The 13,263-nt window shown below is 34.6% G+C and carries 14 protein-coding genes; 9 read left to right on the plus strand and 5 right to left on the minus strand.

Translation table 11 applies throughout. The features are described 5' to 3' along the window. The first annotated feature begins 295 nt into the window (after positions 1–295). The 4 genes from truB (at position 296) to IGL31_RS05200 (ending at position 4,165) form a co-directional block, all read left to right on the plus strand. Positions 296–1,219, plus strand: a complete 924-nt coding sequence (gene truB, locus IGL31_RS05185; RefSeq protein ID WP_002288520.1) for a tRNA pseudouridine(55) synthase TruB — start codon at positions 296–298, stop codon at positions 1,217–1,219. Between the two features lie 3 nt (positions 1,220–1,222). Continuing rightward, the gene (gene ribF / locus IGL31_RS05190; RefSeq protein WP_002288521.1) at positions 1,223–2,164 is read left to right on the plus strand and encodes a riboflavin biosynthesis protein RibF; all 942 of its coding nucleotides are present in this window, start codon (positions 1,223–1,225) and stop codon (positions 2,162–2,164) included. A 351-nt stretch (positions 2,165–2,515) separates the two neighbouring features. Then, positions 2,516–3,301 (plus strand): SDR family oxidoreductase, encoded by a 786-nt coding sequence (locus tag IGL31_RS05195; RefSeq protein WP_002288522.1) that lies wholly within the window; start codon positions 2,516–2,518, stop codon positions 3,299–3,301. A gap of 12 nt (positions 3,302–3,313) precedes the next feature. Continuing rightward, positions 3,314–4,165 carry a GRP family sugar transporter gene (locus IGL31_RS05200; protein ID WP_002288523.1) on the plus strand — a complete coding sequence of 284 codons (852 nt, stop codon included), beginning with the start codon at positions 3,314–3,316 and terminating at the stop codon, positions 4,163–4,165. Positions 4,166–4,288: 123 nt separating this feature from the next. Here IGL31_RS05200 and IGL31_RS05205 read toward each other — a convergent pair whose 3' ends face one another. Next, the gene (locus tag IGL31_RS05205) at positions 4,289–4,741 is read right to left on the minus strand and encodes a helix-turn-helix domain-containing protein (RefSeq protein WP_002296526.1); all 453 of its coding nucleotides are present in this window, start codon (positions 4,739–4,741) and stop codon (positions 4,289–4,291) included. 464 nt (positions 4,742–5,205) lie between these two features. After that, the gene (locus IGL31_RS05210; RefSeq protein ID WP_002338374.1) at positions 5,206–5,574 is read right to left on the minus strand and encodes an iron chaperone; all 369 of its coding nucleotides are present in this window, start codon (positions 5,572–5,574) and stop codon (positions 5,206–5,208) included. 149 nt (positions 5,575–5,723) lie between these two features. Between IGL31_RS05210 and IGL31_RS05215 the strand changes: the two genes are divergently transcribed. Together IGL31_RS05215 and IGL31_RS05220 are read left to right on the plus strand one after the other, a co-directional pair. Next, entirely contained in the window at positions 5,724–6,206 is a 483-nt protein-coding gene (locus IGL31_RS05215; protein ID WP_002294466.1) for a YbaK/EbsC family protein, read from the plus strand. A 36-nt stretch (positions 6,207–6,242) separates the two neighbouring features. Further along, positions 6,243–7,253 carry a S66 family peptidase gene (locus IGL31_RS05220; protein WP_002317625.1) on the plus strand — a complete coding sequence of 337 codons (1,011 nt, stop codon included), beginning with the start codon at positions 6,243–6,245 and terminating at the stop codon, positions 7,251–7,253. 114 nt (positions 7,254–7,367) lie between these two features. Here the strand turns inward: IGL31_RS05220 and IGL31_RS05225 are convergent, their stop codons facing one another. Next, positions 7,368–8,081 (minus strand): hypothetical protein, encoded by a 714-nt coding sequence (locus tag IGL31_RS05225; RefSeq protein ID WP_086300010.1) that lies wholly within the window; start codon positions 8,079–8,081, stop codon positions 7,368–7,370. A 189-nt stretch (positions 8,082–8,270) separates the two neighbouring features. Beyond that, on the minus strand, positions 8,271–8,861 hold the full coding sequence (locus IGL31_RS05230) for a type 1 glutamine amidotransferase family protein (RefSeq protein WP_002289535.1): 591 nt from the start codon (positions 8,859–8,861) through the stop codon (positions 8,271–8,273). 483 nt (positions 8,862–9,344) lie between these two features. Between IGL31_RS05230 and IGL31_RS05235 the strand changes: the two genes are divergently transcribed. Beyond that, complete coding sequence (locus IGL31_RS05235; protein WP_002299642.1) at positions 9,345–9,572, plus strand: hypothetical protein; 228 nt, start codon at positions 9,345–9,347, stop codon at positions 9,570–9,572. Between the two features lie 149 nt (positions 9,573–9,721). Here IGL31_RS05235 and IGL31_RS05240 read toward each other — a convergent pair whose 3' ends face one another. Continuing rightward, the gene (locus IGL31_RS05240) at positions 9,722–10,780 is read right to left on the minus strand and encodes an HpaII family restriction endonuclease (protein WP_086300011.1); all 1,059 of its coding nucleotides are present in this window, start codon (positions 10,778–10,780) and stop codon (positions 9,722–9,724) included. A 304-nt stretch (positions 10,781–11,084) separates the two neighbouring features. On the opposite strand from IGL31_RS05240, the gene IGL31_RS05245 reads away from it, so the two are divergent. After that, positions 11,085–12,083, plus strand: coding sequence for a DNA cytosine methyltransferase (locus tag IGL31_RS05245; RefSeq protein WP_240186353.1), 999 nt, complete (start codon positions 11,085–11,087; stop codon positions 12,081–12,083). Between the two features lie 408 nt (positions 12,084–12,491). Then, on the plus strand, positions 12,492–13,253 hold the full coding sequence (locus IGL31_RS05250; protein ID WP_086300012.1) for a DUF3427 domain-containing protein: 762 nt from the start codon (positions 12,492–12,494) through the stop codon (positions 13,251–13,253). Positions 13,254–13,263: the final 10 nt, after the last annotated feature.

Raw genomic sequence — 13,263 nt, forward strand, 5'->3', positions numbered from 1 at the left:
ACGGAAAAAAGACTGGAAGAATGGCCAGTCTTTTTTTCGTTTTTGGGAAGTGAAAACCAAACTATTTACCTGTAAGCCACCCATAAATCCAATCAAATGGTGCAAAGAAAAAATCTTCCATTCTATTCCCTCCTTTAAAAAAGCATAACATGATTTCTATTTACGTGAGCATGAATTTTGTTACGTTTTTATTGCCGAAAAATAAAAACCGTTCATTATGATGTCAAATTCGTCAGTAATTGATGCAATGTGTTATAATAATTCAGTTAAATCAAAAATGAAATGGAGAAAAGACATGGACGGGTTATTACCTTTATGGAAAGAACGCGGAATGACAAGTCATGATTGCGTATTCAAATTAAGAAAAATCTTACATACGAAAAAAATCGGACATGGGGGTACGCTTGACCCAGACGTAGACGGTGTGTTGCCCATTTGTATTGGAAAAGCCACAAAAGTTATCGAATATTTGACAGATTCTGGGAAAATCTATGTAGGCGAGATAACTCTAGGTTTCAGTACAACGACGGAAGATCGATCCGGAGAACGGGTAGAAACAAAACCAGTAGATATGTCTTTATCTGAAAAAAAAATAGATGAAGTGATGGCTTCATTTATTGGTGAGATCACCCAGATACCACCAATGTACTCAGCGGTAAAAGTCAACGGTAAGCGGTTATATGAATATGCCCGCAATAATGAAACAGTGGAGCGTCCTGTTAGAAAGGCTCAGATTTACCGTTTTATCCGGACAAGTGAATTGACAAGAGACGAAGTGACAGGAACCATTTCTTGGCGCTTCGAAGTAGAATGCGGGAAAGGAACCTATGTCCGCACATTAGCTGTAGATACAGGCAAGAAACTTGGTTACCCTGCGCACATGTCTGATCTGACCCGAACAGCAAGTGCCGGTATGTCCCAGAAAGATGCTCTGACATTAGAAGAAGTAGCTCAAGCTGTGAAAAATGGGACAATCGATGATTGTTTGCTGCCAATAGAAAAAGGAGTGGAACGGTTCAAACGAGTAGATATTACTGATGAAGTATGGCAGAAAGTAAAAAACGGTATGAGACTTGATTATACTGTATTTGCGCTCCCAGAAATGCCGTCAGAAGAAATTGCTTTGTTTTATAAAGGAAAAGTTGTCAGTATCTATCAGCCAAACCCGAAAGAAAAAAACAAATTAAAACCTAGTAAAGTATTGAGAAATGAGGAATAACGAATGAATATCATCAAGATCAGACATCCTTACCAATCAGAACAAATTCCAGAAGACGATGTCGTTTTAGTGCTGGGATTTTTCGACGGCGTGCATATCGGACACCAGAAAGTCATAAAGACAGGTATGGAAATTGCACAAAAAGAAGGATTGAAATTAGCATTGATGACTTTCAATCAGCATCCATCTATTGTCTTTAAAAAGATCGATCCTAGCAGCGTGAAATATTTGACTAGCCTTAAGCAAAAAGAAGAAAAAATGGCCGCTTTGGGTATAGATTATTTATATGAAGTTGATTTTACTTCTTCTTTTGCTCATTTAGCACCGCAGGAATTTGTTGATCAATACATCGTAGGGTTACATGCAAAATATGCTGTTTCCGGTTTTGATTATACGTATGGACCAAAAGACATTGCAGATGTCGCTCATTTTCCTGAATATGCCAAAGGAAGATTCAAAATCGTCACAGTTTCTAAAGAAGAAGAACAAGGTGAAAAAATCAGCTCTACCCGTATTCGAGGATTACTAGACAGCGGACAAGTAAAAGAAGCAGCAAAACTATTAGGTTGCACATATGAGGTAGAAGGGGTAGTTGTCCATGGCGATGCACGAGGCAGACTACTAGGATTCCCTACAGCAAATGTCAAAGTAAAGAGCACAGTTCATTTGCCTAAAGAAGGTGTTTATGTATCGGAAATAAAAATTGGGGAAACTTGGTATCCAGCCATGGGTTCAATTGGACATAATGATACATTCGGTGAAGGACGGGAGCTGACTGTAGAATTGTATATTTTGGATTTTAATCAAGATATCTATGGTGAACATGTCGCAGTACGCTGGAATCAATTTTTAAGAGATCAAGTGAAATTTTCTAGTGTAGAGGAATTGATTGAACAACTCAAAGAGGATGAACAAGCAACAGCTGAATATTTTTCTCAGCAATAAAACATTATGCATAAAATCTCTTGTTTATGTATAACTAGCAATTACAATAAAATGGGTGATAAATAAGCCCAGGAAAGGGGCTGTGACAAAAGTCTTGTCACAGCCTTTTTTTCCAAATAAATGGTTTTTCAGAAGTAGCTTCTTCGGAAATAAGCCGAAATTTCTTGAAGCTGACCACTTCTGTCACAACCTCTTTCTTTATAGAAATAAAAGGACACTAGCAATTCATGAAAACGATTGCTAGAGCGTATCATTTGCTTTAGACTATATATCTTGGTGTACACTCACTTTAAGACGGAAATAAAAGTTATCCGTAATAACAGGTTTAGGTATGAAAAAGGAGTGGGTACTATGTACAAGGAATTAGAAAACAAAGTCGCAGTAGTAACTGGTGGCTCAAAGGGGATTGGAACAGCGATTGCTCAACGATTCGGGAAAGAAAAAATGAATGTAGTTGTCAACTATAACTCGGATAAAGAAGGAGCAGAAAAAGCAGTCAAAGCAATCGAAGAGGCAGGCGGAAAAGCTGTCTCTGTACAAGCAGATGTCAGTTCTGAAGAAGGAATACAGCGTTTACTTGATACGGCTTTAGAAAATTTTGGGACACTGGACGTTTGGGTTAATAATGCTGGGATGGAAAATCAGCATCCAACCCATGAACTTAGCCTTGAAGATTGGGAAAGAGTGTTAAAAGTCAATTTGACTGGCGTTTTTATCGGAACGAAAGCGGCTTTAAATTACTTTACAGAGAATAATAAAAAAGGAAATATCATCAATATGTCTTCTGTTCATGAACAGATCCCATGGCCAACGTTTGCTCATTACGCTGCTTCAAAAGGCGGGGTAAAATTATTTACCGAAACGGTAGCAATGGAGTATGCACCGAAGGGAATCAGAATCAATAGTATAGGCCCTGGTGCTATCCGTACACCTATTAATGCGGCAAAATTTGATGATCCTGAACAAAAAGAACTCTTGGAAAGTATGATCCCACTAGGACGCGTAGGTGAACCAAAAGAAATAGCGGCGACAGCTGCATGGTTGGCTTCAGACGAATCCAGTTATGTTACAGGTATTACACTATTTGCAGATGGTGGGATGACTTTATATCCTTCTTTCCAAGGTGGAAAAGGATAAGGGTGAATAAAAATGGGTTTATTGATTGCATTGATCCCTGCAGTTGGCTGGGGGATCCAGCCACTGATTTTGAAAAAGATTGGTGGCAGACCAACAAATGAGATATTAGGAACTGGTATTGGAGCGGTGCTTGTCGGCTTACTCGTTCAATTATTCGCTTCTCCAGCTGGTATTTCAGTGACTACATTTTTGATTAGTTTACTTTCTGGTGCATTTTGGGTTATTGGACAAACAGGACAGTATACATCTTTCAACTTGATTGGTGTTTCTAAAACGATGCCAATTTCGACTGCATTACAGTTAGTCGGAACCTCGTTGATTGGTGTCTTCGCTTTTGGAGAATGGTCTGGAAGTATGGGGAAAATCATTGGAGCAGCAGCAATCATTCTTCTTGTATTTGGTTCTGCTTTAACGGCAATCAGTGATGATCCTGGAAAAAAAGGCGGTATCACAAAAGGAATTAGTCTATTAGCATCAACAAGTATTGGTTATTGGGTATACAGTGCATTGCCCAAACTAGTTGATGCAAGCGGACTTTCCATTTTCTTTCCGCAAATGATCGGTGTCTTTTTAGGGGCAGTGATTTATGTGATTTTCCGTAAACCAACCGCATTTTCTGAAGACAAGAGTTGGAAAGCAACGATCGTTGGAGCCATCTTTAGTGTGTCAGCATTGGCTTATATTTTTTCAGCAAATGAAAATGGGGTTGCTACTGCATATATCATTACACAGCTAAACGTAGTTATCTCTACATTAGGCGGTATGTACATCCTGCATGAAAATAAGACACCAAAAGAAAAAAAATTAACGATTATCGGATTATTGCTGATCGTAGTAGGAAGCATGGTTACGGTTTTTATTTGAGGATAAAGATGGTAAAATCTCATTTATTAAAAAAATATTTGTTTGAATCAAACAGTAAGTACTTATAAAAAAATAGCGCTAGAATTTCCAACATCTCTGGAATTTCTAGCGCTTTTTAATTGTTTAAGATACAAGGGAAATATCTGTCTGGATCAATAATTTTTCATTGATCCATTGACTAAAGTTTACGACATAATTGAAGTTACCACCGATTAGTATCTCCGCATGATTGTCTTTATAAAGATCGTATTGTAAAAGACGGTCTTTTTTATTTGCGTAAACATCGTTATGGTACTGGACTAATTGTTCTCGGAATTGATTGATTGCTGTAAAATCACGATACTGAAGGTTGAAACGCATCGTGATTGGTGCATTTAGCATGAATCGCTGCATTTCTTTTGCTGCTTCCTCTGCTTGATCTCCGTAAAGGAACTCAAAAAGATTACGTTCAGAAAATTTCCATTGCCCGCCAACCTTTGTTCCTTTTAGTTTTCCTTCATGAAGATAATTTCTGATAGAACGTGTAGTAACACCTAATTGTTCGGCTAATTCATTTACTGAGTAAAAATCTTTCAATGTTCACCCTCCTATGTGAATGGTTCTACTGACTTAGTTGATATTTGCTTAATCACGAAATGTAGAAAGAACGATTTTAATTAAGGTCATTGTAAAAATCAAGTCAGAAAATTCTAACTTTTCTTTCTCTAAAGAAATTCCTTCTCTCCTAAAGTGATATTATATTTAAATATACCTGAAAATAATGGGCAGTATTATGAAAGATCGCTGATATTTTCTCGTATTTTTTCCTTATTCAAAAGTTTTGCAGGAAAATTGCTGAAAAAATAATTTTACTAAGTGGAAAATTCAAAGCCATTCAATCAGTGATTTTTTTCAGCACAAGAAAGACTCCTTATAAAAATAGCAGATACTTTGTCAATTAAGTGTTTAACCAGGGATGATAAAAAGGATAGGATTGAACAAAACCTGTATAAGGTGATGAATAGTTTCCTCGCCAGTAAAGGGTTTATTCGTATAAAGCTTTATCGCCAAAATTTATCATGACCTTTTTTATCTTCAATATTAAATGAAATCAATTGTTCAATCAATTCCCAGTTGATTACACTTTTCCAAGGAACTTTGATGACGTTATCCGTATATACGTAGCCTGCTTCTTGGATATTTTTTTCAAGGGCACGAATCGCTGCTTTTTCCGGTGCGATAGAAAAATGATTTTTAGCAAAACTAAATGCAATAATAAAGGTACCATGGTCAGTAAAGATAGGCTGATTCCATTTTACAGTTGTGTCTAGCTGGGGATACGTTTCTGTTATCTTAGCAAAAAGGTCTTTGATCTTTTGTTGATGTTCTTTTTCTTTGATCTGATTGATGATCGGCTGAAATTTTTCCATTCTAAAACGCCTCCATTAAGTGGTTTGATTTATTTTACCAGAAAAACAATAGTTATGTATAAAAAACGAACAAAACACAAGTAATGTTGTAACCGCTATATTTATATGATAAGATGTCTCAAATAGTAAAATAGAAAAGAGACATAAAAATGATTGACTTGGCAAAGAAATTCTTACACGAAAATATATATTTTGAGTTGTATCATCATCGAGCCATTTATACAAATGAAGATGCTTTGGTAATAAAGAAAGAACAAGGATTTACAGGTACAGAGACCAAAAGCTTATTCTTAAAAGATAAAAAAGATAATAACTACGTATATCTGACTTTTACTACGAAACAAACGGATTTCAAAGCATTAGGGAAGATCGTCGGTAAAAGGCTTTCTATTGTTTCATCAGAACGCATGGAAGAACAAACGGGACAAAAGCAGGGCGCTGTTTCTCCGTTTGGTTATGAAAAACAGATTCCGATTATTATTGATGAAGAGCTCTTATCAAATGAAAAACTTGTTTTTGCACCAGGTAGACCAGATCAAACGATGGTCATCCAAACGGTTGACTTAAACAAAATCATCCAGCTACTTGAGATGCCGATATTTTTGATGCCGGCAAACGAAAAAAACAATTAACCAAGTAAAATAGTGCATACTTGGAGGTGAAGCAACATGATAAGTTATCCATTATTAGAAAGAAATGCAACGATTGGGGTTACTGCACCATCCTCAGGCGTATCAGAGGAACACCATTCGTTACTCGAATCAGCTTTAAAGAGAATGGAAGAAAAATCTTTCCAAGTAGTTACTGGAAAGACGCTTTGGACGCAAGATAAGGAAAAATCAGGTCCAGCAAGAAAACGAGCAGATGAATTCAATCAAATGATGCAAGATGAAAATATCCAAATGATCTTTCCGCCTTGGGGAGGAGAATTATTGATTGAGATTCTCGATTTTGTCGATTTTGATGCTCTACAACCAAAATGGATAGTAGGTTATTCAGATATTAGTACGTTGCTACTTGCTGTCACATTAAAAACAGGGATAGCCACTGCACATGGAACTAACCTTATTGATTTAAGAGGAGAGTACTTGGATGAAACGACAGCAATGTGGGAAAGTGTACTGAAAACAAGAGAAGGAGAATCGATTCTACAGCAATCTTCTGAAAAGTATCAAAAAGTGTGGCCCCATGAGCATTCATCATCTTCTGTTTTCCATCTCACTGAACCAACAAATTGGCAATCAGTCAGCGGAGATGCAGTAAGGATGAAGGGACGATTATTAGGTGGTTGTATTGATACGATCAGGCATTTAATCGGTACTCCTTATGGAGATGTCCAATCTTTTAAAAGAAAGTATAATGATGGAAAGCCGATCTTGTGGTTTCTAGAAAACTGTGAGCTATCGTCAGTTGATTTAAGAAGATCACTTGTTCAGATGAAACTGGCAGGCTGGTTTGATGGCAGCTCGGGGATCATGTTCGGTAGAAGTGCGGCAGAGGATTTGTTAGATTATAAAATGAAGGATGTATACGAAGATCTGTCAAAGGAATTAAAACTACCGATCTTGTATGATATTGATTGTGGTCATGTACCGCCACAACTGACATTGATTAATGGTGCCTATGCAGAAGTAGCGGTAGAAGATAGAAAAGCGACTGTTTTGCAAACGTTTATTTAAAAAATTTTTTCCTGCCTTGGAGTCTATCAAAGACCAATAAATCTAAATAGAAAAGAAAGTGAAAGAAGCTGACAAAATGCTGTCAGCTTCTTTTTGTATAACATATTAGAAAGTCTAATTATCTATAACTATCACATTGATCAGCTGTTTCACATCATTTGGATTTCCTGTAGGAATAGCTACTACAGATGCATTATCAATGATTTCTTGAGTTGTTTCTCTAATGAACGCTGGATAAGATGTTTGATCTGCAGGCATTTGCCAATGTGAAGGAACTGGATAACTAGTGATTGTCCCGTCATGGTTACTTGAATACACTAAAACTCCCTGGTAACTGTATTTCCCAGTGAGCATAACCACATCTTTCGGATAGACTGCACTCCCTGCATCATAAGGGGCGATAGGTGTTCCTGCAGGATAATGAATAACATGTAATTCGAAATCACCCGATGTATCTCTAAAAGTATTACCTCTAATAGCTAGCCAAACACGTGCGTACTCAATTTGTAGATCAGAATATCCTGCTAACGGATCTATTGACTGAGAAGACTGTGAGGAGGTTGTGTCTATTGTTGAAGAAGAAATATTTGTCTCAACTGTACTACTAGATGTAGAAGAAGTATTGGGCTCTGAGACTTTACTGCTTGTTGAAGATGTATTCGTTTCAGTAGAAGCTGATTTCTGAGTACTTGATTTTTCAGCTGAACTGATTTGTCTGATTGAACTTTTGTCTGTGGTCGCAGATGGATCACTATTTTCTTTACTAGGAGACGTACATCCTACAAGGAATAAAGAGACCAACAATAAAATAAAACCTAACTTTTTCATATAAAATACCTCATTATTTTTTTAATACCAGTATAGCATAATCCTGAATTTTTGAATCCGTAAAACCTTGTCTATGAATATAAATAGAGTGTATCTTCTTTGATAAATGTCAGAAAAAGTGTGACAAATAATCATCAGTAAAATTACTTGTCACACTATTGATAAGGAGTATTTAATTGAAGAGAATGATTAGGAGAAAGGATCTCCGTACTTTTTATAGTAATCATAGAATCCAAGTTTGTATAGACGAATCGTTTTTTCTCTTATTTCTTCTGTTTCAAAATGGACTGCTTGAAGAATCAAGTCTGTGAATTCTATAGGAGCTGTTCCATTCGCAGTAATCAAATTACGATCTTTCACAGCTTGTTGTTCTATAAAATCTTCTTTATTCTGATAATTTTCCGATTCTAACCAAGGAAATTGCGCATTTCCGGTGTGTTTGTAACCTTGCAATAATCCGCTCTGAGCTAAATAATCAACTGCCCCACAAATAGCAGCTACTGGTACGTCTGTTTTTAACAATTTATCGATTATTTGATATAAATGATGATTTTTTATGTCCCATGAATTGCCACCGATCATAATAAAAAGGTCAACTTTTTCAGGTATTTGTTCGATTAAGTAATCGATTTTTGTTTTTAATCCTCCAATGGAAGTGACCTCTGATTGGATAGAAGCAGTTTTGTTTTGCCATTTCTCATTTTGGTTTAGTGTGCTAGTAATATAAGCACCTTCCCAATCGGCATATTCCTCTAATAGAAACGTAATCGCAGTTTTCATTTTCAAGCTCTCCTTTACTATCTATAACAAGGACAACAGTTTTAACCTACAGACATTCATTAAAATTGGGTAGCGACAGCGAAAACAACAATTCTTAAGTTTTAGACAGAGTATACAGATAGTCAACTTAATTAAATACGAACTAAATAAAAATGACAGGTAATCATTTTTGTTTACCAGCATTATAACATTTTGCATACATGGATGACAAAAGAACCAATTCCCACTTGCTTGAGTACAATATTAAAAGAAACTGGAAGGCAAAAAGTAATTATAGAAACGAAAAATAAATCATATCGGGCACTCAGACATGAAAACAACCCTAGAGATATATAACTAGGTAACCAGTTTAATGAAAGAAAAAATCATCCAAGAAGTCGATTCTTGGATTTTTTAGTGGATTTGTTCGCCAAATACGTTTAGTATGCGTATATGAGAGGTTGTAAGCAAAGCGTTGTGGTCTGAGCACTTAAGGAGGAATCTGTGAAAATAGCTTTTCATATTTTTGCAGATTTTGACTTAATGGCGAAGGTCAGCTTTGCGATTACCGTTTATCGAGAGGCTGTAAAAGCACCGTGTAGCTCCGATGACAATAAGCAAGCATTTTTAGAACTAGGTTTCCTTGATTCTAAATATGCGGCTTATTTCAATGAGTTGGTGCTTGAACGCGATTTTAAGAAGGTCGAAAACAGGCACGACTTTTCGACGTAAGGAGAAAGAATTTCAATGATAGAAACAATAAATCCCGCAGAAAATAAGGTTTCTGCGTACATCCATATCCCATTTTGCGAGCATATCTGCTATTACTGTGACTTTAAATTAAATTCTTTATAATGCATTGAGGTTAAGAACTTAGTATATTAAATGAATCTAATTTGCATAGTTAGATTAAATCCTAATTCCCCATTTTCGTTTCTTATAACTTTACCTACAGATGTTCTACCAGTACTAGGAGTATCAAAAGCAGTATGATTATAAAGGTATTCACTCAATCTATTTCTATCATAGATATGATAGCATAACACATCAGAATTATCCTTAACAACAATATAGCCACCGTTTGCTTCTTCTAATCCTAACCATGGTGTGAGAGGAACCATTCCTAAAGCTGCAGCGATTAAGAGTTGTTTGATTTTATAGATTATTATATCTTTATCTTCACTGGGGTTATTTTTTAAAAATGAATCTACAACTGCAGATATTCTTTTTCCTGGTACAAAATAAGACTCTAAATATAGCTTAGATATGAGTTCAGGTAATCTATAATCAATCATTTGTAAATTTTTTTTAAAAATAGGTGAGGGCACATCGTGATAGTTTAAGCCTATTCCCATTTCTTTAAGCTTTAATATCCTATCCTTGATTTTTGCTGGAGTACTAATATCGTTTATAAGATCTATATTTTTATCAGGTATTTTTTCGGTTAACGAAAATTGTAGTATAGTTCCTTCAGAGGCATTTAACAAAGTAGGCTTGCTTCCAATATATGATTTTACACTAAAATTAAGCTTTTGATATTGTGCAGTAAAAATGTCATCAATTTTTATCAAGAGATCTCCTTTTTTTCTTGAACCGGCTTTTAGCGAGGAGATCTTCAAAGCATCAATAAAAGAATCAATTTCTTTTATTGAAAATGTTCTACCCTTTCCTTGTTTTATACCATTAAATAATTTTTTACTATATTCATCAAACTGATCAAATGGAATCTCGTATTCTGTGGAATTATATTCAAAAAATACTTTACTATTTGTTTCACTACGAACATACTCAACATCTTTTTGAAAAGCAGAAAGTACTTTATATTTAGTTGAAGTATCTTTTTCAAGTTTTTCATTAGCAGCGTACAGTTCACCTGAAGCTAAAACATTTAAAAATGTATATAGTTCTGACCATTCACCTTTATTGTATTTATAAGTCATTACAAATCATCCTTATTAATTTATTGTATTATAATTATCTCACAAAATATATAATAGTCTAGTACGGATGGATAATAGATAAAACAAATTGAAAAATCAAAAATAAAATAGTATACTTGTGTGAACAAACGTTCTGGAAGGAGGTACGTGTATATGAGAGGTGGACATAGAGAAGGTGCAGGAAGAAAATGTATAAAAGAAAAAAATTTCAAAAAATATCTATTTACCTCCTCCATTGGAACAACGACTTTCAGAATTAAGTATAATAGATTGTAAAAGTTTTAATAAAAAGTGTGTTTACCTATTGGAGAAAGGTTTAGAGTTTATTGAAAATGAGAGGAAAGCATTAAATATGACAGAAAAGCTGAAATTTATTGACTTATTTGCAGGTATAGGAGGAATTAGAAAAGGTTTTGAGGATGAAAATACAATAGGTGTCTTTAGCTCAGAATGGGATAAATTTGCTCAAAAAACTTATGAAGCGAATTACGGCGAAGTACCTGCTGGAGATATAACCAAAATTATGTCTTCGGAAATCCCAGCACACGATGTCCTTTTAGCAGGGTTTCCTTGTCAACCCTTTTCCATGATTGGCAAAAGAGAAGGTTTTGGCCATGAAACACAAGGGACACTATTTTTTGATGTACTAAGAATATTAAAACACCATATGCCTAAAATGTTTTTGCTAGAAAATGTACAAGGTCTATTAACTATTCAGCATGGTGAAACATTCAGAGTGATTATTGAATCGCTAAAAGAAGCTGGTTACCAAGTTTTCTCTGATGTACTGGATGCCCAAAATTATGGATTACCACAGGTAAGGAAAAGAGTAGTAATTGTAGGGTTTAGAAATGATTTAGGAATAGATAATTTTACCTTTCCAGAAGGAAATAAAAACGAAAGAAAACCTGTGGGAGAAATATTAGAGACGGAAGTTTCAGGGTATTCAATTTCTAAACATTTGCAAGAAAGTTACTTATTTAAAAAAGATGATGGTAAACCACAACTCGTGGACCGAAATTCAAAAATTCAAGTAAAAACTTTAGTCGCAAGTTACCATAAAATTCAAAGATTGACGGGTACTTTTGTAAAAGGGGGAGAAACTGGTATACGATTATTTTCAGAGCTAGAATGTAAAAGACTTATGGGATTTCCTGATGATTTTATTATTCCTGTTTCTAGAACTCAGATGTATAGACAATTTGGAAATAGCGTTGCTGTTCCAATGATCAAAGCAGTTGCTGATGAAATGAAATTAAAGTTCAATCAAACTATAGCTAGTAAAAAAACTGTAAAAATATAAAATTTTACACGTAATTCTATTTATTAATAAAAATAGACAAAGTATAACAAGAGCCCAATATTAGACAGAATACCGATTAGAGAAATCTAGTTGGTATTTTTTATTGTTTTATTTAATAGAATTAGCTCTGGATGGAATAGAATAGATAATGTTAAGGGGATATTATGTTTATATAAGTACATCGTTTTGATCTGCAAATTTATCTTTAGAATATTTAAATTTAGAATTATCTGAAGTTATTTTTGATTGTATATTACAGTAATGATATCAAACTTAAACTTTCTGATAAATATGTTATATATTAATTGAACTGATGTATAATAAAAGTGACTTATTAATAACAGCTAACTTAAACATCAAGTAAGTTCTATAAGTAATTAAATGTAATATTATCAGATTGGAGACACAATGCATTACTTTAATATTGAGCAAAAATATTCTAGAAAAGAAATACGTAAGCTCCTAGGATATTCTGAACCTGAAAAAATTGGTGGGATTTGGAGCACGGGGTATGTTCGTCATGAAGATGAATTTTTTATTTTCACTAATATATTATCTGCAGGTAGAACTGGACATGATTATAACAATAGTATAGAAGGGAACATCTTATATTGGTATGCTAAGAAAAATACTACTTTTAATTCTCCTACTATTCAAAAGATGGTAAGTGGAGAATTTCCAGTTCATATTTTTATTAGAGAAAATAGTAATGATCCTGAGTTTGAATACAAAGGGTTAGGAGTTATGGTGGATTACAACGATAAAGAGACGACCGAGATAACATGGAAAATGATCCCGTCTATGGATCAGGCTACAGTTAAAGAACAAACTTTAAAAAGAAAAAAATTTTTAGAAGGAAGAAAAATTAACAGATATGTAAATATTTACGAAAGAGATCCAAGAGCAAGAAAAGCATGTTTAGGTCATTATGGATATAGATGTGTAGTCTGTAAATTCAATTTTGAAGAAACTTACGGGGAAATTGGCAAAGAGTTTATTCATGTTCATCATGAAAAAGAATTAAGTATGCTTGATGAATTTTATGAAATTGATCCGATTGAGGACATGAAGCCTGTTTGTCCAAACTGTCATGCAATGATTCATAGAAAGAGACCTGCTTATACGATTGAGGAAATTTCAAAAATTTTAAGAAGTAATAGTGACAATTGATATACTTCTT

It is taken from the genome of Enterococcus sp. MSG3290 (genome assembly GCF_050555565.1).
Classification (GTDB): Bacteria; Bacillota; Bacilli; order Lactobacillales; family Enterococcaceae; genus Enterococcus_B; species Enterococcus_B faecium.